Source organism: Streptomyces sp. A1277, assembly GCF_004795015.1.
In the GTDB taxonomy this organism is placed as follows: Bacteria; Actinomycetota; Actinomycetes; order Streptomycetales; family Streptomycetaceae; genus Streptomyces.
In genome coordinates, this window is record NZ_SSBI01000028.1 from 1 (window position 1) to 20270 (window position 20270).

A 20270-nucleotide genomic window follows, 5' to 3' on the forward strand; every position below is an offset into this window, starting at 1 on the left:
TGAGTTCTCAAGGAACGGACGCTTCCTTTGTACTCACCCCTGCGGGCTTTCCTCCGGGCGCTTCCCTTCGGTCTTGCGTTTCCGACTCTATCAGACTCTTTCGTGTCCGATTCCCGGTCGAAGCGGGCCGTGCTTTTTCGCTTTCCAGTTCTTCGCTTTCGCGTTTCCCTTTCCGGCGATTCAGACTCTATCAAACCTTTCCGCTCCCCCTGACAGGCCCCCGCAGACATGCGGGTGCCCGATTTCGGGTTAGGGTTTGGGCTCAATAGCCGCCGCCGACCCCCGACTCAAAGTCGCGTTGGGGCCAGGCAGGAGTACGACAGTACAGGTTGCGGGGAGTCGAGGCAAATCGTTTCCGGTGCGCACCTAGGTCCTCGAACCGCCAGGACTCGGGCGGAACCGGGACTTCCTATGACCTAGTCTGCTGAGCAGTACGCCGTCCTCCTATCAAGCCGCGGCGGCACCTTCGAAGCTCCACTGGGAGGCCCCCATGACCACTGTGACGTCCCCTCTTGCCGGACGCGCCATCGGGCTCGCCGACGTCCCCGACCCGGTCTTCGCCGGGGCGATGGTCGGTCCCGGCACTGCCATCGACCCCGTGCGCGAGCCCTCCGAGGCGATCGCGCCCGTCGACGGGATCGTTGTCTCCCTGCACCCGCACGCCTTTGTGGTCGTCGACAGCGAGGGGCACGGCGTGCTCACGCACCTCGGCATCGACACGGTCCAGCTCAACGGCGAGGGCTTCGAGCTGCTCGTGAGCAAGGGCGACACCGTCACCCGCGGCCAGGGCATCGTCCGGTGGGATCCCGCCGCGGTGGAGGCGGCCGGCAAGTCGCCGGTGTGCCCGGTCGTGGCGCTTGAGGCGACGGCCGATTCCCTCTCCGACGTCGTGGAGGCCGGCGAAGTAAAGGTCGGCGACACACTGTTCGGCTGGCAGTAACGCGATCGGCGCAGTGACAGCCGACTGGATATCCACCACCGCGGAGGCAACGGCCACCGCACGACCGGAGACGGGTGAAATGGAGACAACGCTGCGAGGCGTAGGCGTGAGCCACGGTGTGGCGATCGGCGAGGTACGGCACATGGGCACCGCTGTGCTCGAACCGCCGGCCAAGCAGATCCCGGCCGAGGAGGCAGAGCGCGAGCAGGGACGGGCCCGGCAGGCCGTGGAGGCCGTGGCCGCCGACCTCATCGCGCGCGGCAACCTGGCCGGTGGCGAGGCCCAGCACGTGCTGGAGGCCCAGGCCATGATGGCCCAGGACCCCGAGCTCATCGCCGATGTCGAACGGCGCATTGCCGTCGGGAGCACCGCCGAGCGCGGTGTGTACGACGCGTTCGCCGCGTACCGGGCGCTGCTGGCGGGTGCCGGGGAATACCTGGCCGGACGTGTTGCCGACCTCGACGACGTGCGCAACCGGATCGTGGCACGGCTGCTCGGTGTGCCGATGCCCGGTGTGCCGGACAGCGACGAGCCGTACGTCCTGATCGCCCGGGACCTCGCGCCCGCCGACACCGCGCTGCTTGACCCCGCGCTGGTGCTCGGCTTCGTCACCGAGGAGGGCGGGCCGACCAGCCACAGCGCGATCCTCGCGCGGGCGCTCGGTGTGCCCGCCGTGGTGGCGCTGCCCGGCGCCGGCGAGCTGGCCGAGGGCACGCTGATCGCGGTGGACGGCAGCACCGGCGAGATCTTCGTCGAGCCGAGCGCCGCGAAGCGGGCGGAGATGGAGAGCGCCGCCGCCGCGCGCAAGGCCGCGCTGTCGGCGTCGACCGGCCCCGGTGCCACGTCCGACGGTCACAAGGTGCCGCTGCTGGCCAACGTCGGCGGTCCCGGTGACGTGCCGGCGGCCGTCGAGGCGGGTGCGGAGGGCGTTGGCCTGTTCCGTACCGAGTTCCTGTTCCTGGACGACAGCAAGCAGGCGCCGTCCGAGGAGAAGCAGATCGCCGCGTACCGAGCGGTGCTGGAGGCATTCCCCGAGGGCCGTGTCGTGGTGCGCGTGCTGGACGCCGGGGCGGACAAGCCGCTCGACTTCCTCACGCCCGCGGACGAGCCGAACCCGGCGCTCGGCGTGCGCGGGCTGCGCAGCCTCCTGGACCACCCGGACGTGCTGCGCACCCAGCTGACCGCCCTGTCCAAGGCGGCCGAGGGGCTTCCCGTCTACCTTGAGGTCATGGCGCCGATGGTCGCCGACCGCGCCGACGCCAAGGCTTTCGCCGACGCGTGCCGTGCGGCCGGGCTGAACGCGAAGTTCGGTGCGATGGTCGAGATCCCGTCCGCCGCGCTGCGGGCGCGCTCGGTGCTGCAGGAGGTGGAGTTCCTGTCGCTGGGCACCAACGACCTGGCGCAGTACACCTTCGCCGCCGACCGTCAGGTGGGTGCGGTGTCCCGGCTCCAGGACCCGTGGCAGCCCGCGCTGCTGGATCTGGTCGCGCTGTCCGCCGATGCGGCCAAGGCCGAGGGCAAGAGCTGCGGTGTGTGCGGTGAGGCGGCCTCCGATCCGCTGCTCGCCTGTGTGCTGACCGGTCTGGGTGTGACCTCGCTGTCGATGGGCGCGGCCTCCATTCCTTATGTGCGCACCACGCTGGCCAAGTACACGCTCGCCCAGTGCGAGCGGGCCGCGTCGGCCGCGCGTGCGGCGGACTCCGCCGAGGAGGCGCGCCTCGCGGCGCAGGCGGTGCTGTCGGGCGAGTAGGTCCGCGCCGGCCGGACGATGGGTGAAGGGGCTTCCCGCCGAGAGCGGTGGGAAGCCCCTTCGTCGTGTCAGTGGTGCTGTTCCGGCTCGTCGGCCCCGATGTCGAAGCCGGCGCAGTACTCCACGCCGGACTCCGGGGCGACGGGTTCACCGGTGTCGGCGTCGGTGCAGTAGGCGCTGAAGACCTCGCCGGCGGTCAGTGGGACGAGGCCGCCTTCGGTGAGCCGCCAGCCGTGCACCCGGTCCGGGGCGCCGGGTGTGCTCGTCCGCAGGACGACACCGCCGTGGCTCTCCAGGGCGATGGCGACGGCCAGCACGCTGACGAACTCGGCGCCCTCCGCGGAGTCGAGGCAGGCGGGACCCGTAACGTGCCGGTCGGTGTGCAGGGCGGCGAGCAGCTGCTCGTGCTGCGTGGGCGTGCTGCACACCAGGTGGTGGGTGCCGGGGCCGGCCGCCGCCAAGGTGCGCTCCAGGAGGTGGGAGGCGCGGTCGAAGGCCGCGCGGCCGATGTCCTGGCCGCAGTCCGCGCAGTCGCCGAGGCCGGCCAGCAGCATCGTGGCGTACTCCCAGGTGGCCCGGCGGACCGCCCGGCCGACGAGGACCGGGATCAGGGTGTCCAGGGGCTGGCCGGCGTAGGCGACGGTGGCTCCGCAGGCAGCGATCTCGGCGGTGAAGCGGCTGCGGCCGGCCGGGGTGTCGGGGGCGATTCCCTCCTCCGCGCAGTACTCCGCATACTCCTGCGGGTCGAAGAGGGCGACCGTGGTGTGCACGCCCTGGGCGGTGAGGGTCTTGAGGAGGCCCTCCACCTGCTCCAGGTAGACGCCGTGGTCCTCGAAGGTGAAGGTGCGGTAGCGCCGCATCGCCGCGAAGTCCTGTTCATCGGTCAGCAGGCCGATGGTGGTCGGTGCTTCGCGGCGCAGCGTGCGTCGCATGGTGGTGCCGGCCCGTCCGTGGACGGTGGTCCGCTTGTTCCTGGTCTGCGCCATGACTTTCCCCCAGTGCGCTGTCGATCATTGCTCACTCAGAGTAATCAGGGGCACTGACAGTGGTGCGGTCAGCGGCGTTCGCGGGCCAGCTTCTCATAGAAGTGGAGGAGTGCCAGATTGTCGATCGAGCCGGGGTTGACTGCCTTGTCCAGGGCCGTTCCCTGGAGCAGGCGCTTGACCGGAACCTCGATGCGCTTGCCGGTGAGGGTGTGCGGGATACCGGGGACCTCGATGACCTCGTCCGGGACGTGGCGGGGCGAGAGGTTCTCCCGGATGGTGCGCTTGATGCTGTCGCGCAGGTCGTCGTCGAGGGTGGCGTCTTCGGCGAGGTGGACGAAGAGCGGCATCCAGTAGCCGCCGTCCGGCTCCTCCAGGCCGATGACGAGGGACTCGCGGATCTCGGGGAGTCGTTCGACGGCCTCGTAGATGTCGGCGGAGCCCATGCGGACGCCCTGCCGGTTGAGGGTGGAGTCGGAGCGGCCGTGGATGACGACGGAGCCGCGGTCGGTGATCGTGATCCAGTCGCCGTGGCGCCAGGCGCCGGGGTACACGTCGAAGTAACTGTCGTGGTAGCGGCTGCCGTCCGGGTCGTTCCAGAAGCGGACCGGCATGGAGGGCATGGGCTGGGTGACGACGAGTTCGCCGACCTCGCCGGTCAGCGGCTGTCCCTCCGGGTCCCAGGACTGGAGGTCGGTGCCGAGGCAGGCGGCCTGGAGTTCGCCGATGTGGACGGGGAGGGTGGGGACCGCGCCTGCGAAGCAGCTGCAGACGTCGGTGCCGCCGCTGACGGAGGCGATCCACAGGTCGTCGGCGACTGCGTCGTGGAGCCAGCGGAAGCCGTCGGGCGGGAGCGGGGAGCCGGTGGTGGCCACGCACTGGACGCGGGAGAGGTCGAGGTCGCGTCCCGGGTGGATGCCGGCCTTGCGGCAGGCCATGACGTAGGCGGCGGAGGTGCCGAACAGGGTGGCGCCGGTCTGTTCGGCGACGCGCCACTGGGCGCTGACGTCGGGGTAGCCGGGGCTTCCGTCGTACAGCACGAGGGTGGTGCCGGTGAGGAGGCCGGAGACGAGGAAGTTCCACATCATCCAGCCGGTGGAGGTGTACCAGAAGAAGCGGTCCTCGGGGCCGAGGTCGCAGTGGAGGCCGATCTGCTTGAAGTGTTCCAGCAGGATGCCGCCCTGGGACTGGACGATGGCCTTCGGCAGGCCGGTCGTGCCCGAGGAGTAGAGGACCCAGAGGGGGTGGTCGAAGGGGACCTGCTCGAAGACCGGTTCGGTGTCGGCGGCGGTGAGCGCGGACCAGTCGAGGGTGCCTTCGGGGGCGTCGGTGCCGAGCAGCGGGATGTGCACGACGGCGCGCAGGGTGGGCAGTTCGCGGCGGAGTTCGGCGACGGTGTCCGTACGGTCGTGTTCCTTGCCGCCGTAGCGGTAGCCGTCGACGGTGAACAGGACGACGGGCTCGACCTGCTGGAAGCGGTCGAGGACGCTGCGGGCGCCGAAGTCGGGGGCGCAGGAGGTCCAGACGCCGCCGACTGCGGCGGTGGCGAGGAGGGCGACGATCGCCTGGGGGATGTTGGGGAGGTAGCCGCTGACCCGGTCGCCGGGGGTGACGCCGAGTGCGCGCAGTTCGGCGGCGAGCGAGCCGACCTGGCGGCGGAGCTCGGACCAGGAGGTGGCGGCCTGGGTGTGGCTCTCGTCGACGTGGAGCAGGGCGGGCGCGTCGGCGCGCAGGGGGTCCTCGGCGGTGCGCAGCGCGTGTTCGGCGTAGTTGAGGGTGGCGCCGGTGAACCAGGTGGCGCCGGGCATGGAGCGGTCGCCGATGACCTGCTCGTACGGGGTGGAGAAGCGCACGTCGAACCACTCGGCGACGGCTTTCCAGAAGGTGTCGAGGTGGTCGACGGACCAGCGGTGCAGACTGGCGTAGCCGCCCTCGGCCGGTGCGCCGTGGTGCTCGGCGGCCCAGCTCTGGAAGCGGGTGACGGCGGCGGCCGCGATGCGGTCGGGGCCGGGCTGCCACAGGGGGGCTTCGTCGGCTGCTGAGGTCATGGGGCGGCTCCCTGGCTGTAGCGGGTACGCGGTGTGTGCGCAGGTCGCGCGCACGGGCTGGGGTGTGCGCGTGAGGCGACGTCACGGACGATGCCATGTGATCGTCTCTCGCACCAGGGTTGCCCGTACATGCTCTCGTGTCCCGGTATGTGGTCGGGCCACGTGCGGCGCGGGTCCGGCGGGGGTTCGGCGCGGGGTGAACTGAAGTTGAACGGGGCCTGTTCGCTCCCCTGCGGGTGGCAGGGTGACCGCATGGACGGTCGTGACCTGGTGCGCTCGGTGAAGCTGGTCGGTTCGAAGCGGGGGCTGCGTACGGTGCGCTCGGCGTGGCGCCGGGCGCGTGCGGACGTGCGGGCGCTGCCGTCGCGCGGTCCTGAGCGGGCGCGGGTGCCGGGGCCCCTGACGGGTGCGGAGCCGGGGCCGGGGGGCGGTGTGGTGAGGTTCGCCCGTTCGGAGCTGCGGATCCGGGTGGCCGTGGGCGGGGCGGTCTTCTGGGGGTGGGACGGGGCTGAGCCGCTGCCGTCGTACGCGTTGCCCGGGGAGGCGCCCGCCGCCGATCCGAGGGCCGTGCTGGAGCCGGGGGCGGGCGGTGGCTGGCAGGTGGTGTCGGAGCGGCTGACGGTCGCGGTGTCCCGGCACGGGGCGGTGGAGCTGCGGACGCCGGGCGGGGTGGTGCTGCGCCGGGAGCTGCCGCCGCGGTGGTGGGAGCCGGTGGCGGGCGGGAACGCGCGGTGGGTGCAGCGCTCGGAGGTGCCGGCGGACGCGCGGTTCTTCGGTCTTGGCGGCCGGGCCGCCGGGCCCCGTCTGCGGGACGGGTCGTACGCGTTGTGGAACACCGACCCGGGCGGGCGGTTCGGGCCCGGGGACGATCCGCTGTATCTGACGATGCCGGTGCAGGTGGTGGTCTCGGACGCGGGGACGCATCTGGTCTTCCACGACAACTCCTGGTCGGGCCGGGTGTCGTTGCGGGAGGGCAAGGAGGGGGACGGGTCCGGGCACGACCGGCCGGGGATGTCGGAGGTGCGGATGGACGGGGGCCCGCTGCGCTGCTGGATGGTGGCGGGCACGCCGGCCCGGGTGCTGGCGGGCTGGTCGGCGCTGACGGGGGCGGCCGCGGTGCCGCCGTCCTGGGCGCTGGGTCCGCAGCACGCCCGGTGGGGTTTCGGGAGCGAGCGGGAGGTGCGCCGGATCGCGGCGGGGTACCGGGAGCGGGGGCTCGCGCTGTCGGTGCTGCATCTGGACATCGACCACTACGACGGGCACCGGGTGTTCACCGTGGACCGCGCGCGGTTCCCCGATCTGCCCGGTCTGGCGAAGGAGCTGCGGGAGGAGGGGGTGCGGCTGGTGTCGATCGTGGACCCGGCGGTCGCCGCGGCGGCGGGGAACGAGGTCTACGACTCCGGGCGGGCGGTGGGCGCTTCGGGCGCTTTCGTGCGGGATGCCCGGGGGCGGGTGGTGCGCGGGGAGGTGTGGCCGGGCGCGTGCGTCTATCCGGACTTCACCGATCCGCAGGTGCGCGCGTGGTGGGGCGGGCTGTACGAGGAGCGCCTGGCGCGGGGGTTCTCCGGGGTGTGGCACGACATGAACGAGCCGGTGTCGTTCGCGGCGTTCGGCGACCCGTCGCTCCCCCGCTCGGCGCGGCACGCGCTGGAGGGGCGCGGCGGCGATCACCGCGAGGCGCACAACGTGTACGGCCTGGCGATGGCGCGTGCCGGGTACGAGGGGCTGGCCCGGCTGCGGCCGGACGAGCGGCCGTTCCTGTTCTCGCGTTCCGGCTGGGCGGGGATGCAGCGCTACGGGGGCACCTGGTCCGGTGATGTGACGACGGGCTGGCCGGGGCTGCGGGCTTCGCTGGCGCTGGTGGTGGGTCTCGGACTGTGCGGGGTGCCGTACTCGGGTCCTGACGTGGGCGGTTTCGACGGGTCGCCGTCGCCCGAGCTGTATCTGCGGTGGTTCCAGCTGGGGGCGTACCTCCCGCTGTTCCGTACGCACGCGGCGTCCGACGCGGGGCGCCGGGAGCCGTGGGAGTTCGGGCCCGAGGTGCTGGCCGGTGCGCGTCAGGTGCTGGTGGAGCGGGAGCGGCTGCGCCCGTACTGGGTGACGCTGGCGCGGCTGGCCGGGCTGACGGGTGCGCCGTATGCCCGTCCGCTGTGGTGGTCGTCCCCCGGGGACCGGGCGCTGCGGGAGTGCGAGGACGCGTTCTTGCTGGGTGACGCCTTGCTGGTGGCGCCGGTGCTGGAGCCGGGGGTGTCCGAGCGGACGGTGCGGCTGCCCCCGGGGCGCTGGTACGACACGGTGAGCGGGGCGGTGTACGAGGGGCCGGGGCAGGTGGTGGTCGAGGCGCCGCTGTCGCGGGTGCCGGTGCTCGCGCGCGCCGGGGCGGTGATTCCGGTGCGGGGCGAGGACGGCGGTGTGGAGCTGGAGGTGTGGGCCCCGGTGGAGGGGAGCACCGGTGGCGGGACGGTGGTCGGGGACGCGGGGGACGGCTGGGAGCCGGTGGAGGTCGAGCGGTACACGACGCGGCTGGTGGACGGGCGGGTCGTGGTGGAGCGGGACGGCGAGGAGCGGCGTGTGGACCGCCGGGTGCGGGTGCGCGGGTTGTGAGCGGGCTCAGCGGTAGCGGCCGGCGAACCAGGAGCGGGCGGCCTCGGTGTGGAGGGGGAAGGCGAGCGGGGCGGGGGCGCGCAGGAGGGTGTAGCCGGAGGTCTCGTCGGTGGGCGCGGACGGCGGGAGGGCGGTGGCCGGCCGTTCGGGGAGCAGTCCGAACAGGAGCAGGTGGCCTTCGGGTGAGCTGAGGGCGTCGGCGAGGCGGACGTCGTCGGGACGGGTCTCGATGCCGGTCTCCTCGCGCAGTTCGCGTACGACGGCGTGCTTCCAGTCCTCGGCGTGGTCGATGAAGCCGCCGGGGAGCGCGAGGCCGCCGAGGGCGGGTTCGATGGTGCGGGTGATGACGACGAGACCGGTGGTGTGGCCTTCGGTGACGGGGAGCAGGGCGACGGCGACCGGAAGCGGGTTGCGGTAGGCGGTGTCACCGCAGACGGCGCAGGTGCGGGGCCAGGCGTCGGGGGACGCGAGGGCGGTGTACGGGGCTCCGCAGCTGCCGCAGTGCGAGTTCTTCACGGGCTCCTCCGCCTTCTCGTGTTCCTCGTGCCGGCCGGGCGCCTTCCGTACGCGTGGTGGGCGGGCGGGAGACGGTGGCGGACACGCGCGGACTGTATCCGATCGGCCTCCCGGCGGGCCCGAACGTTGGAGGATGTGCTCATGACAGGTATCGCGACCGCTTTCCGTGTCCTGGCAGCCGCTGCCGCCGCCCTGCTCGCCGTGACCGTCACCGCTCCGGTGGCGCAGGCGAAACCCGAACCGAAGGCGCCCGGGGAGTTCGTCTCGCTGCGTTCGGTGGACCCCACGATCATCCAGGAGATGCGCTACCCGACCGCCCACGACTTCATGGGCGAGCCCGTCGACGGCTACCGCCAGTCCCTCTGCATCCTGACCCGGCCGGCCGCCGAGGCCCTGCACCGCGCCCAGCTCCGGCTGCTGCGGCAGGGGTACTCGCTGAAGGTGTACGACTGCTACCGCCCCCAGCGGGCCGTCGACCACTTCGTGCGGTGGGCGAAGGACCTCGCCGACCAGACGATGAAGGGCGAGTTCTATCCGCGGGTCGACAAGACCCGGCTGTTCGCGGACGGTTACATCGCGGAGGAGTCCGGGCACAGCCGGGGCAGCACGGTGGACCTCACGCTGGTACGGCTGCCCGCGCTGCCGACCAGGCCGTACCGCCCGGGCGGGAAGCTCGCGCCGTGCTACGCGCCGCGGGCCGAGCGCTTCCCGGACAACTCGGTCGACATGGGCACCGGCTTCGACTGCTTCGACACGCTCTCGCACACGGACGACCCGCGTGTCCGGGGCGTCCAGCGCGCCAACCGGCAGTTCCTCAAGAAGACGCTCACCGAAGCCGGCTTCGTGAACCTGGCCGAGGAATGGTGGCACTACACCTTCCAGCCCGAGCTGTTCCCCGACACCTATTTCGACTTCCCGGTGGCCCGCGGGTCCGTCGCCGGGCACTGAGGCCGCCGAGGGCAGCGGAAAGGGCGGCCGGGACCACCCCCGTGGGTTCCGGCCGCCCTTTCTCCCTCTCGGACGCAGCCGGGCCGTTTCCGGTTGCCGGTCCAGCCATTACGGTTCCCGTATGTCACAACAGACGTTCGAGTCGTACGAAGAGTTCTGGCCGTACTACGTCGCGATGCACTCCCGGGCCGCGACCCGCTGGGTCCATCTCACCGGCACGCTGACCGGCCTCGCCGTCACCGCGTACGGGCTGGCGCGCGGCCGCAAGCGGTACGCGGCCGCGCTGCCGCTCATCGGCTACGGGACCGCCTGGCCCGCGCACTTCCTGATCGAGAGGAACAACCCGGCCACCTTCGGCCACCCCGCCTGGTCGCTGCGCGGCGATGTGCAGATGATCCGGATGATGCTGGCCGGACGCGACCACGAGCTCGCGCGGACCGCCGAGAAGTGGCTCGCCGAGAACGGCCGCTGAGCCCAGGCCGTGTCCGGAAAGTCCCTAGGTCGTCACGGGCTCGCGCGGCCGGTCCGCGCGGGCCAGCGCGTGCTCCACGACGGCCACCAGTACGTCCCGCGCCGACGAGCGGTCCCGCGCGTCGCACATGAGGAGCGGCACCCCCGGGTCCAGGTCGAGCGCGGCCCGTACCGTCGCCGTGGGGAAGCGGTCCGCGCCCTCGAAGCAGTTGACCGCCACCGCGAACGGGATGTCTCGGCGTTCGAAGTAGTCGATCGCCGCGAAGCAGTCCTCCAGGCGCCGGGTGTCCGCGAGGACGACCGCCCCCAGCGCGCCCTGGGCGAGCTCGTCCCACAGGAACCAGAACCGGTCCTGTCCCGGGGTGCCGAAGAGGTACAGCACCAGGTCCTCGCGGAGCGTGATCCGCCCGAAGTCCATGGCCACGGTCGTCGTGGTCTTCGCCTCGACGCCGTCCAGGTCGTCCACCGGACGCCCCGCCTCGCTCAGACTCTCCTCCGTGCGCAGCGGCCTGATCTCACTGACCGCGCCCACCAGCGTCGTCTTGCCCACGCCGAAGCCGCCCGCCACCAGGATTTTGAGGGTAACGGGCTCCACGGGCCGCCTGTTGCGGCTAGAGCGCCCGAAGGCCATTGATCACCTCGCGAAGAATGTTCACGTCCGGCAGCTCGGCCGGCGGAACGGGACGGGTCACATGCACCAGCTCGTCCTCGACGAGGTCACCGACCAGCACCCGGACCACCCCCACGGGGAGGTCCAGGGCGGAGGCGAGCTCGGCGATCGACTGGGGCAGCTCACTGCAGAGTTCGACGATCTCCACGTGCTCCGGGGAGAGCATCTGGTCCCTGCCCGGGTCGTCGGCCGCGGGTTCGGGCACGACGATCGCGATCAGGTCGAGACGGTGGCGGGACGCGCTGCTGGTCCGCCCGCGGGTCATCGCGTAGGGGCGGACGACGGGCCCCGCGTCGGCGTCGTACCAGCGCGGGGTCCGCGGCCTTGCCGGGGTGTCCGGGGAGCCGGGCGATTCGGCGCTCATGCCGTCCGCTCACCCCCCGGAGGGCTGACCGGTCGTCCGGGGCGCGTTGGCCAGGTGGGCTCCCACGCGCTTGACCATCAGCGTCATCTCGTACGCCACCTGCCCCACGTCCGAATCGGACTCGGCCAGGACGGCGAGACAGCTCCCGTCTCCAGCCGCCGTGACGAACAGGAACGCCTCGTCCAGTTCGACCACGGTCTGGCGGACCCGGCCCGCGTCGAAGTGCCGGCCCACGCCCTTGGCCAGGCTGTGGAAGCCGGAGGCCACGGCGGCCAGATGCTCGCTGTCCTCGCGCGTCAGGTCCTTGGACGCGCCGGTGGGAAGTCCGTCGCTGGAGAGCACCAGCGCCTTGCGGATGCTGGCGACGCGCTCGACGAGTTCGTCGAGGAGCCAGTTCAGTTCGCCCGAGCCCTGGCGTGCTGAGTCGGGTGCTGCGGCGTTCGGTGCGGTCATGGACCGTCCCCTCCCGGAGTGGTTCCTTGTGCTGTGTCGCCGTGGCCGGTCACGTCCTCGGCGTTCTGCTGGCGGCCTCGCTGCCAGCCGCGCTGGAGCGAGGCCATACGGCTGCGTACCTCTTCGGCGTCCCGCTCGATGTCCGCGGCGCTCTCCGCCGGGCCGGGGCGGGCCGTCCGGCCGTCCGGTCCCTCGCGCAGCTGCGGGACGAGGCTGGCCTGCCGGACCCGGCGGGGCAGGCCGCCCACCGTGTCCGGGGCGGGCTCGGGCGAACGGGGAGCGGGCACCGCGGGTTCGGCGGGTTTGCGGAAGCCGGCGGGCCGGCGGGGTTCGGTGGGGCGGCGGTCCACCGGACGGACCGCTTCCGGGCCTTCGGTGCCGGGGTGGGCACGGCCCGCCTCGTCCACGCGGCGGCCGCGGTCGGTGACCAGGGTCGGCGCCCTGCGGCGGCGGGGCAGCGGCCGGGGGCCCTCGGGGCGCAGGGCCCGGACGCCGTCGGATTCCGGGAGGTGGTCGGCGGCCTGCTGGTGCTGCTCGCGGTCGCCGTCGCGGCGCAGCTCACGGGCGCGGAAGATGCCGCCGCGTTCGCTCTCGGTGTCCTCCAGGTCGGCGACGCCGTCGAGTACGGGGTCGAGTCCGGGTCCTGCGACCGCTTCGAGGACCGGGTCGCGGGTGAAGTCCAGGGGCTCCTCGGGGCCTTCGAGCTCGACGGGCCCGTCCAGCAGGGCCGGGTCGGCCAGTCCGGTCGGGACCGGCGAGAGGGCGCCCGGCCGGCCCGGCACCGAGTCGCCGCCGGTCTCCCGGACCTCCGGGTCGCCGCCCGGTCTGCTGCTGGCGATGGCCTTCTCGGACCTGCGGTCCAGGCGGAAGCCGGTGCCGTGCGACTCGGGGGCGTCCGTGAGGAGCGCGGCGGGGATGAACACCACCGCGGTGGTGCCTCCGTACGGGGAGGTCTGGAGGGAGACCCGGACGTTCTGGCGCTGGGCGAGCCGGCTGACCACGAAGAGGCCGAGGCGGTCGGTGTCGGAGAGTTCGAACTCGGGGGTCTCGGCGAGCCGGAGATTGGCGTCCAGGAGGACGTCGGGGGCCATGCCGAGGCCGCGGTCGTGGATTTCGAGGGTGAAGCCGTTGGCGACCCGTTCGCCGTGCACCTGGACCGCGGTGTGCGGGGGCGAGAACACCGTGGCGTTCTCCAGGAGTTCGGCGATGAGGTGGGTGAGGTCGGCGACGGCGGGGCCGCCCACGCCGATGCGGGGCAGCCGGCGGACCTCGATGCGTTCGTAGTCCTCGACCTCGGCGACGGCGGCCCGCACCACGTCCATCAGCTGGATGGGTTTGCGCCACTGGCGGGACGGCGCCGCCCCGGAGAGGATCACCAGGCCCTCGGCGTGGCGGCGCATGCGGGTGGTGAGGTGGTCGAGGCGGAAGAGGTCGGCGAGTTCGTCGGTGTTCTCGGTACGCCGTTCCATCGTGTCCAGGAGCGTCAGCTGGCGGTGCAGCAGGACCTGGTTGCGGCGGGCGAGGTTGACGAAGACCTCGGAGACGCCCCGGCGCATGTCGGCCTGTTTGACGGCGGCTTCGACGGCGGCCCGTTGCAGGGTGTTGAGGGCCTGGCCGACCTGGCCGATCTCGTCGCGCTCGTACTGCAGGTGCGGGGACTCGGTCTCCACGTCGACGTGTTCACCCGCGGCGAGCCGGCGCATCACGCTCGGCAGCCGTACGCCGGAGACCTCGTGGGCGTCCTTGCGGAGCCGGGAGAGGTCGCGGACGAGTTCGCGGCCGATGCGCACGGAGACGAAGACGGAGACGAGCAGGGCCAGGAAGCCGAGGACGCCGGCGATGCCCGCCTTGATCAGCACCCCGTAGCCCGCGGGTTTGCCGCGGTCCTGGAAGCGGTTGTTCATCTCGGTCGAGTCGTTGGCCAGCCGCTCCAGGGCGGGCGGGGCGACTTCCTGCCAGCGGGCTGCGTCCACGGTGCGCGGGCTGGTGGTGGGGCCCTGGCCGATGATCTTGTCCTCGGCGGAGCGCAGCGGCTCGCTGTCCGGGCCCTGCCAGTACTGCTGGACGCGCCGGCGCTCGGAGGCGGGGAGCATGTCGAGGTTGATCTCGTTCAGCAGTCCGCGCTGGGCGACGAGGTCGGACATCTGCCGCAGTTCGGGGGCGGTGAGGCGGCCCGCCAGGAGGCCCGAGGCGACCAGGGCGTCTTCCCTGGAGAGCATTTCGCGGGCGCGGGAGAGTCCGGTGAGCGCCCGGACCTGCTGGTCCATGGAGACGCTCTCCATGGTGCGCAGGCCGGTCAGGAAGCGGTAGCAGGGGTCGATGAGGCGGTTGTAGTAAGCCATCGCCTTGAGCCGGCCGATGGTGCGTTTGTCGACGGAGTCGCGCAGGGCGTCCAGTCCCTCGACCGCGCCGAGTATCGAGCCGAGCTGGGTCTCGGCGCTCGGGCCGAGCGCGTCTCGTATGTCCTTCTGCTTCGCGCTGCGGCTGACCTCGGCCACCACCCGGTCGGTGGCGGCGCGCCGGCTGCGCAGTACGGGCAGGGCGTCGGAGGCGCGCGGGTCCGCGAGGAAGACGAGGGTCTGGCGGCGCTCGCCCTGGATGACCCGGACGGTGTCCTCCAGGGGGTGGCCCACCTTCTCCACGACGGTGCTCGCGCTCAGCAGCTTCCCGGCCTCGCGCCCGGTGAGATAGGTGGCGAATCCCCACAGCGCGGTGAGGGAGACGAGCGGCACCAGAAGCAACGCCACGATCTTCCTGCGGATGGACTTTCCGCGAAAGCGCATGGCCTCCCCCAGCTCGCCCCCGCGGGGCGGGGATGGTGTTTCGTCAACAAACGGCGCGAGCCTACTACCGACGCACAGACAACTCGAAGGCATGTCCGGACGATTTTCGGCCGCCTTACCGGGAGTTGACCATGACTTGTCCCGGTATTCCTGGAGATGAAATTCACGAAAGCGACAGAAGAGGCCCCGGGGACCGGCACGTTCCTCCCCGTCCCGGTTGGCTGGAATTCTTCGCTTAGTGACGGCTGGGAGGAATCTTCACCGATGGCCACTCGTCCGTCTGTACGGGGGTAGGGGGACTGCAAGGGTGCGCTCGGCAGGACGCGACGGACCGCCCGCGTAGAAAGGGTGTATGCCGGGCAGCAACCCTGAAGTCGGACAGTGGTGGGAGTTGAAGGGCCTTGGACACACAGGAGCGTCGTGACGCGGCGGAGCCGGCGGAGGCCGGGGCGGGGGAAGACGTGAGCGAGCGGGAGCCTGCGGAGGTTCCGCGCCAGCCGCTCTGGGTCGAGGAGCCGGCGCTGCGGCGGCGGATGCCCGACCCGGTGCGCACGGCCGCGGTGCGGGCGGTGCTCATCATGTCGTTGACGATGATTCTGGCGATGGTGGCGTTCCTGACCGCGCTGGCCGGGTCCTGGCTGTCCTTCCCGATGGTGCTGAGCGGGGTGGCGGGCACGGTGGTCGCGACCTGGTCGGTGCTGGACGTCTGGGTCACCCGCCAGGTGTGGAACCAGCGCAACGGAGTGGTCTCGGAGCCCAGCAGCTCGGCCCGGCAGCTGCGCCGCGAGCGGCGCAGGGCGCGACGGGCGGCCCGGGCCGCCCAGCGGGAGGCATCCCGGATACGTCACCAGGGCGCCGACCGCCGCCTGTCCCGGGCCTGACCACGCCCGCCGCCTCCGGCTCTACGGAGCCGTGCGGGTCTCCTCGGCGCCCCCGGAACCGGCCGGCGCCGCCGGGGCCGGGGCGCTCCGCTTGAACATGCGGGTGGCGGTGATTTCGCCGTGCACGGTCTCGCTGCCCGGGTCCTGCTGCGGCAGCCCGGGGCGCAAGTGCTCCTCGACGCTGATGTATTTCAGGCCCGCCCTGAGGTCCGCGTCATTGCGCAACCTGATCACCAGCGGGAATTCCGCGAGGGCCGTCGTGTCGAACAGCCCCGTGGTGTAGAGCAGTTGTACGCCGAGCGCGTCGGACACCGCGCGCTGGAGCTCCAGCAGATAGGTGGCGTTGGCCCGGCCGATCGGATTGTCCAGGAAGAGCGTGCCCGCGTGACGGTGCTGGGCGCGGTCGCGTCCCCGGTCGTTGCTGCGCAGGGCGGCCATCGTGCAGTACAGGGCGATGGCCGCGGTGAGCAGCTGACCGCCGGAGAAGACGTCGCCCATCTGTCCGACCGGTACGCGCTCGGCGCGCAGCACGGCGTCCGGCTTGAGGATCTCCACGGCGATGCCCCGGGGCTCCAGGGCCGCCTGCACACCGCGCAGGAGCAGGGACATCCCGTCCCGGCGCAGGTCGGAGTTCTTCCTGAGGGCCGCCCTGGTGGCCTCGTCGATGACGTCACCGAGCCGTTCGGTGAGGGTGGCCTGGTCGGGTTCCTCGAAGCGGATGCGGAGGAATTCCTGCCCGGACCACTCCCCCAGGCCCTCGGGGAGCCGGGAGAGCCGCTGGGCGGAGCGGAGCGTGGTGAGCGCGGACTCCACGAGGCCGCGGAGCCGGTCCACGATCGAGTCGCGGTTGCGTTCCAGCTGGGCCAGCTCGTCGGTCAGGACCCGCAGCCGGGGCGCGAAGGCGGTGGCCCACTTCTCGGCGTGCTCGGGGAGGGCTGCGGCGGGCAGCTCGCGGATCTGCTGGCGGGCGGGGGTGCGGACCTGTTCGTAGCGGGTGGAGTTGGCGTGCCGTACGAGGACGTCGCTCGCCTCCCGTACGGCCGCTTCGGCGGCGGACAGGTCGGCGGCGCAGCCGCGCAGGGAGCGGCGGGCCTCGGCGGCGGACTGCCGGGCCTCCTCCAGGCTGCCGGGGTACGGCTCGGGGCTCTCCGGGTCGTCATCGGCGCCGTGGTCCCTCAGCAGGTCGCGCAGCAGTGCCGCGGTCTCCTCGAAGCCGCCCGCAGAGTCCTCCGCGGTGCGGTGGGCGTGGAGGAGTTCGGCGTGGGCGGCCCGGGCGGTGTCCAGGGCGGCGGTCGCGGAGGCCAGCTCGGCGGTGGCGGTACGCAGGAGGGCCTGGGCCTGTTCGGCGTCGGCGGGGACCTGCTCATCGGGCAGTTCGGTGTGCAGGCTCTCGCCGTCGGCGGGCGCCAGGCGCTCGGCCTCACCGCGCAGCCGGCCCAGCTGCTCGCTGGCCGCCGACGCCCGGGTCTCCAGGAGCTGGACGAGCGATTCGGCACGGGCGGCGGCCGCCTGCCGGGACGGGCCGTCGGCGCCGTCGGTCCCCTCCAGGAGCTGGGCGGCCCGGGTGCGGACCTTGTTGGTGAGCCGGTCCAGCTCGGCGAGCGCTGCGCTCTCGTCGCTCTCGGCGCGGGCCTGTTCGGCGCGCAGGTCGGCGCCGACGCCGACCTTCTCGTAGAGCTGGGAGGCCGCCCGGTATGCCTCGCGCAGGGCGGGCAGGGCCTGGCGCGGAGTGTCCTCGCCCAGGTCCGGGAGGTGTTCGGGGGCGCCGGCGATCTCGGCCCGTTCGGCGCGCAGGGCGCGGGCGGTGCGGCGGGCGTCGTCGGCGGCGCGCTGGGCGGCCCGGCGGTCCTCGTCGGCGGCGCGGGCGCGCTCCAGGAAGACGGTGGCGCGGGCCTCGGACTCGGCCGCCTCATCGGCCAGTTCGCGCAGCTTGGCCTGCCAGCCGGCCCGTTCGCGGAGCCGGAAGGCGAGTCCGGCGAGCGCGTCGGCCACTCGGCGGGCGCGCTGGGCGGTCTCCTGGCGCTCCTCGCGGACCCGGGCGGTGTCGGCGGCGGCCTCGTCGGCCTCGGCCCGGACCGTACGGGCCTCGGCGAGGGCGGCCTCGGCCGTCTCGGCGCCCGTTCGGGCGGTGCGGGCGGCTTCGGCGAGCTCCGCGAGCATGCCGGGCGGGCAGTCGGCGCGCCAGGAGCCGATGCGGGAGGCCAGCGCTCGGTCAGCGCCGAGGCGGGCGGCGAGCACGCGGATGTCCTCGTCGCGGGCGGCGGCCCGGCTGCGCAGGGCGTGGCGCTCCTCGTCCGCGGCGTGCTCGTCGTGCATGGCCGGGTTCGGCGGTACGAGGAACACCCCGTCGCCGCTCGCGGACGCGCCGGTGCCGGGGTCCGGCACGGGGGCGAGCAGGGCGGCGGCGGTGCCGACGGCGACGGCGGAGCGCGGCAGCAGGGCGGCGGCGGAGAGGACTTCGCGGGCGCGGGCGTGCGCGTCGGGGTCGGTGATCACGACGCCGTCGACCAGCTCGGGCCGGGCGGCGAGGACGGCCGCGTGGTCGGCGGGGTCGACGGCCTGGGCGAGGTAGCGCCAGCCGGGCAGGGCGGGGATGCCCTGCTCGCCCAAGTACTCCACGGTGGCGAGCACGTCGGGTCCCGGCGGCAGGAGTCCGCCGTCGCCGAGGGCGCCCAGGATGCGGGAGTCGTCGGCCGCCGCGGTGCGCAGTTCGAACAGGCGTCGCTCGGCGGCGGCGACGCTCTGGTCGAGGAGCTCGCGCAGCTCATCCGCGCTGCGGTCGAACTCGTCGGCGCTCAGGGCGTGTTCGGCGACCCGGGGGTGGGCGGCGGTGGCGGTGGGCGCGCCGTGCGGGGCGGGTTCCGCTCCGTCCGGGGCGGCCGGTGCGGAGCCGGGTCCGTCGTCGGGGCGGTGCTGGTCGTCGGCGGCCCGCTCGGTCCCGGGGGCGGCGGCCTGCCGGGGCCGGGGCACCCCGCCGGTCCGGTCGGCGGCGGGCAGCCCGAGCAGTTCGGCGAGGCGGGGCTCGGCGGCGATCGACTCGGCGGCCCTCAGCTCGGCCTCGTATGCCTGTTCGGCGGCCCGGGCGGCGTCGGCGGCCCGCGCCGCGGCCAGTTCGGCGCGGCTCTCGTCGGCGGTGGCCTGCCGGGCCCGGTCCGTGGCGGCGCCGGCGGCCTCGCGGGCGGTGTCCCAGGCGGCCACGGCGGCCTGTTCGGCGTCGTTGGCGGCGAGGGCGGCCCTGGCCGGGTCGGCGTGGGGTGCGGTGTCGTCCAGCCAGCCGGCCCGGACGGCTTCGGCTGTCTCCTGCTCCACCTCGGCCAGGCGCTGGCGCAGATGGCCGGCCTCGCTGCGGGCGCGCTGGGCCTCGGTGGCGGCGGTGGTGGCGTCCCGGTGGGCGGCCTCGCCTGCGCTCTGCAGGGCGTCGGAGCGCTCCTCCTCCTCGTTGGCCCGGCTCTCGCCCGCCTCGGCGGCGGTGTGCAGGGCCCGTACGAGGTCGGCTGCCGCGCTCGCGCGGGCGGCGAGCGCGGGGGCGGCGTCGCGCTCGGCCTCCCGGATGGCCACGGCGACGCGCGCGGAGCGGTCGGCGGCGGCGCGGTGGCGCAGTACGGCTTCGGCGGCCTGCCAGGCGGAGTGCAGGGTGCGGGCGTCGCCCAGCTCCCGGCGCTGGGCGGCGGCGCTCTTCTCTGCGGCGGTGAGGGCCAGCGACGCGTGGCGGTAGGCGAGTTCGGCGGCGATCAGGGCGCTGCGGCCGCGGGTCTCCTCGGCGCCGGTGACCGTGTGGGTGGCGCCGGTGACCTGCTGAGCCAGCTCGGCGGCCCGGCCGCGCTCCTCGCCGGCCCGGGCGGAGAGCCTGCGGGCCAGGGTACGGGTGCGGCGCTCGGCGCCCGCGTGGATGTCGCGGCTGCGGGCGCGGGTCCCGGCGGCCTCGACGATGCGGCCGAGCAGGTCGACGGAGCCGGCGGTGAAGTCGCGTTCCGCGGTGAGTTCGGCGCGGCGGCCCAGTTTGTCGCCGAAGCCGCTGACGAGGTCGGCAAGGCCGTCCGTGTCGCGGGTGTCGGTGACGGCGCGCAGCAGCAGGTCGGTGAAGTCGGAGTCCTTCTTCACCGCGAAGAGGCCGGCCGCCTCGCCCTCGTCGGCGTTCATCTCGCGCTGGTAGCGGAAGAGTTCGGGGTCGAGGCCCAGTTCGCCGAGGTGTTCGTTCCAGCGGTCGTGGATCTCCTCCCAGTGCACGTCGAGGTGCTGGTAGAACTTGCCGGCCTCGGTGAGCGCGTCCCGGAAGCCCTTCATGGTGCGCCGCCTGCCCCGGGCGCCGGAGACGCCTTCTGCGGTGCGGCCGACCGCGGTGGACTCGGCGACGGGCAGCGAGTCGAGGCCGAGTCCGGGGCCGGGCCGGAAGGAGTACCACGCCTCGGCGAACTTCCGGGGGTCGTTGGAGACCTGGCGTCCGCGCCACTCGCTGACCTTGCCGACGACCACGCACTCGCCGGTCAGGGTGTGCTGCCACTCCAGCGCGACATGGCCGCAGTCGTCGGCGAGCAGGAACTTGCGCAGGACGCCGGAGCTGGCGCCGCCGAGGGTGTTGCGGTGGCCCGGCAGCATCACCGAGAAGATCAGCTTCAGCAGGACGGACTTGCCGCCGCCGTTCTCCAGGAAGAGCACACCGGCCGGGGCGGGCCTGCGCGGCGGGCCGACCGGCTCCTCCTCGAAGAACTCCGCCTGCGCCGGCGCGGGGTGGGGCACGGGCTCGCCGACCCCGCGCAGGTCGAGCACGGTGTCGGCGTAGCGCGCGCCGGCAGGCCCGATGGAGTAGAGGCGGACCCGGGACAGCTCGTACATGGCGGCGGACTCTCGTCGTTCAGGGA

14 protein-coding genes are annotated in these 20270 nt (G+C 73.3%); 6 read left to right on the forward strand and 8 right to left on the reverse strand.

The window, feature by feature from the left end; all coding sequences use genetic code 11:
* The first annotated feature begins 490 nt into the window (after positions 1 to 490).
* On the forward strand, positions 491 to 940 hold the full coding sequence (locus tag E6R18_RS19550) for a PTS glucose transporter subunit IIA (protein WP_136318193.1): 450 nt from the start codon (positions 491 to 493) through the stop codon (positions 938 to 940).
* Between the two features lie 79 nt (positions 941 to 1019).
* On the forward strand, positions 1020 to 2690 hold the full coding sequence (gene ptsP, locus E6R18_RS19555) for a phosphoenolpyruvate--protein phosphotransferase (protein WP_136318194.1): 1671 nt from the start codon (positions 1020 to 1022) through the stop codon (positions 2688 to 2690).
* 68 nt (positions 2691 to 2758) lie between these two features.
* On the opposite strand, the gene E6R18_RS19560 is transcribed toward ptsP, so the two are convergent.
* Both E6R18_RS19560 and E6R18_RS19565 read right to left on the reverse strand, forming a co-directional pair.
* On the reverse strand, positions 2759 to 3676 hold the full coding sequence (locus tag E6R18_RS19560) for a hypothetical protein (RefSeq protein ID WP_136318195.1): 918 nt from the start codon (positions 3674 to 3676) through the stop codon (positions 2759 to 2761).
* A gap of 68 nt (positions 3677 to 3744) precedes the next feature.
* Positions 3745 to 5721 (reverse strand): acetoacetate--CoA ligase, encoded by a 1977-nt coding sequence (locus tag E6R18_RS19565; protein WP_136318196.1) that lies wholly within the window; start codon positions 5719 to 5721, stop codon positions 3745 to 3747.
* A 252-nt stretch (positions 5722 to 5973) separates the two neighbouring features.
* Between E6R18_RS19565 and E6R18_RS19570 the strand changes: the two genes are divergently transcribed.
* Complete coding sequence (locus E6R18_RS19570; protein WP_136318197.1) at positions 5974 to 8325, forward strand: TIM-barrel domain-containing protein; 2352 nt, start codon at positions 5974 to 5976, stop codon at positions 8323 to 8325.
* A 6-nt stretch (positions 8326 to 8331) separates the two neighbouring features.
* Here the strand turns inward: E6R18_RS19570 and E6R18_RS19575 are convergent, their stop codons facing one another.
* On the reverse strand, positions 8332 to 8841 hold the full coding sequence (locus E6R18_RS19575) for an NUDIX domain-containing protein (protein WP_136318198.1): 510 nt from the start codon (positions 8839 to 8841) through the stop codon (positions 8332 to 8334).
* Positions 8842 to 8982: 141 nt separating this feature from the next.
* Between E6R18_RS19575 and E6R18_RS19580 the strand changes: the two genes are divergently transcribed.
* Both E6R18_RS19580 and E6R18_RS19585 read left to right on the forward strand, forming a co-directional pair.
* Positions 8983 to 9789 (forward strand): M15 family metallopeptidase, encoded by an 807-nt coding sequence (locus E6R18_RS19580; protein ID WP_136318199.1) that lies wholly within the window; start codon positions 8983 to 8985, stop codon positions 9787 to 9789.
* Between the two features lie 121 nt (positions 9790 to 9910).
* On the forward strand, positions 9911 to 10261 hold the full coding sequence (locus tag E6R18_RS19585; protein WP_136318200.1) for a DUF962 domain-containing protein: 351 nt from the start codon (positions 9911 to 9913) through the stop codon (positions 10259 to 10261).
* 24 nt (positions 10262 to 10285) lie between these two features.
* Here E6R18_RS19585 and E6R18_RS19590 read toward each other — a convergent pair whose 3' ends face one another.
* From E6R18_RS19590 to E6R18_RS19605, 4 genes are read right to left on the reverse strand one after another with little or no spacing between them, the layout of a single operon-like run.
* Positions 10286 to 10891 carry an ATP/GTP-binding protein gene (locus E6R18_RS19590; RefSeq protein WP_136318201.1) on the reverse strand — a complete coding sequence of 202 codons (606 nt, stop codon included), beginning with the start codon at positions 10889 to 10891 and terminating at the stop codon, positions 10286 to 10288.
* The gene (locus E6R18_RS19595; RefSeq protein WP_136207120.1) at positions 10872 to 11294 is read right to left on the reverse strand and encodes a DUF742 domain-containing protein; all 423 of its coding nucleotides are present in this window, start codon (positions 11292 to 11294) and stop codon (positions 10872 to 10874) included. Before E6R18_RS19595 ends, E6R18_RS19590 begins: the two co-directional genes overlap by 20 nt.
* 9 nt (positions 11295 to 11303) lie before the next feature.
* Positions 11304 to 11747 (reverse strand): roadblock/LC7 domain-containing protein, encoded by a 444-nt coding sequence (locus tag E6R18_RS19600; protein ID WP_136318202.1) that lies wholly within the window; start codon positions 11745 to 11747, stop codon positions 11304 to 11306.
* Positions 11744 to 14530, reverse strand: a complete 2787-nt coding sequence (locus E6R18_RS19605) for a nitrate- and nitrite sensing domain-containing protein (protein ID WP_168712396.1) — start codon at positions 14528 to 14530, stop codon at positions 11744 to 11746. Before E6R18_RS19605 ends, E6R18_RS19600 begins: the two co-directional genes overlap by 4 nt.
* Before the next feature lie 461 nt (positions 14531 to 14991).
* Here E6R18_RS19605 and E6R18_RS19610 point away from each other — a divergent pair, with 461 nt between their 5' ends.
* The gene (locus E6R18_RS19610; RefSeq protein ID WP_206308327.1) at positions 14992 to 15411 is read left to right on the forward strand and encodes a hypothetical protein; all 420 of its coding nucleotides are present in this window, start codon (positions 14992 to 14994) and stop codon (positions 15409 to 15411) included.
* A gap of 21 nt (positions 15412 to 15432) precedes the next feature.
* On the opposite strand, the gene E6R18_RS19615 is transcribed toward E6R18_RS19610, so the two are convergent.
* Positions 15433 to 20244, reverse strand: a complete 4812-nt coding sequence (locus E6R18_RS19615) for a hypothetical protein (protein WP_136318203.1) — start codon at positions 20242 to 20244, stop codon at positions 15433 to 15435.
* Positions 20245 to 20270 lie beyond the last annotated feature (26 nt).

Bases quoted from the DNA above. Each gene is read 5' to 3' on its own strand.
- E6R18_RS19595 (WP_136207120.1), bottom strand. From the start codon at position 11,294: ATGAGCGCCGAATCGCCCGGCTCCCCGGACACCCCGGCAAGGCCGCGG.
- E6R18_RS19565 (WP_136318196.1), bottom strand. From the start codon at position 5,721: ATGACCTCAGCAGCCGACGAAGCCCCCCTGTGGCAGCCCGGCCCCGAC.
- E6R18_RS19580 (WP_136318199.1), top strand. From the start codon at position 8,983: ATGACAGGTATCGCGACCGCTTTCCGTGTCCTGGCAGCCGCTGCCGCC.
- E6R18_RS19570 (WP_136318197.1), top strand. From the start codon at position 5,974: ATGGACGGTCGTGACCTGGTGCGCTCGGTGAAGCTGGTCGGTTCGAAG.
- E6R18_RS19560 (WP_136318195.1), bottom strand. From the start codon at position 3,676: ATGGCGCAGACCAGGAACAAGCGGACCACCGTCCACGGACGGGCCGGC.
- ptsP (WP_136318194.1), top strand. From the start codon at position 1,020: ATGGAGACAACGCTGCGAGGCGTAGGCGTGAGCCACGGTGTGGCGATC.
- E6R18_RS19590 (WP_136318201.1), bottom strand. From the start codon at position 10,891: ATGGCCTTCGGGCGCTCTAGCCGCAACAGGCGGCCCGTGGAGCCCGTT.
- E6R18_RS19585 (WP_136318200.1), top strand. From the start codon at position 9,911: ATGTCACAACAGACGTTCGAGTCGTACGAAGAGTTCTGGCCGTACTAC.
- E6R18_RS19615 (WP_136318203.1), bottom strand. From the start codon at position 20,244: ATGTACGAGCTGTCCCGGGTCCGCCTCTACTCCATCGGGCCTGCCGGC.
- E6R18_RS19600 (WP_136318202.1), bottom strand. From the start codon at position 11,747: ATGACCGCACCGAACGCCGCAGCACCCGACTCAGCACGCCAGGGCTCG.
- E6R18_RS19605 (WP_168712396.1), bottom strand. From the start codon at position 14,530: ATGCGCTTTCGCGGAAAGTCCATCCGCAGGAAGATCGTGGCGTTGCTT.
- E6R18_RS19550 (WP_136318193.1), top strand. From the start codon at position 491: ATGACCACTGTGACGTCCCCTCTTGCCGGACGCGCCATCGGGCTCGCC.